1 pseudogene is annotated in these 428 nt (G+C 48.4%); it reads right to left on the reverse strand.

From position 1 onward, the window contains the following. Positions 1-197: 197 nt before the first annotated feature. Positions 198-428, reverse strand: a pseudogene (locus tag B2899_RS08140) (hypothetical protein); the annotation flags it as partial.

Here is a 428-nt window from a genome sequence, read left to right on the forward strand (position 1 = left end):
AAGAGCGAGCCAATGTGATTTCGATTCATCATCATCGCATTAGCCCTCGCATCGTCCCAGGACAGGCGGAAGTGGAAGTGGAGTTGGAGACCAATGATCAGGCTCACATTGAAAGGATTGAACAAAGGCTCATACGAGAAGGATACCCCGTGAATGAGCGTATGTGAAAAAGAGCAGGGGTGCCCTGCTCTTTTTCATCACTGTCTGCTTAACCGTTCGATTTCTGCTTCAACTTTGAACACCCTCTTATTGAGCGCGTACAGCTCGAATCCCTTGTTTTCCAAACTTCGGTCGATACGCTCTAGCATAGCAAGAATGTCTTTGGGCTGGCTTTCTTCGACACGCACTAATCCTTCCTTGATTTCTTGCTGTCCCTCTTCCAAGATACCCATTCTCTGTTCCAGACCATCCATCCTCTGTTCCAGGCC

It is taken from the genome of Aneurinibacillus sp. UBA3580 (assembly GCF_002375825.1).
GTDB lineage: Bacteria > Bacillota > Bacilli > Aneurinibacillales > Aneurinibacillaceae > Aneurinibacillus > Aneurinibacillus danicus.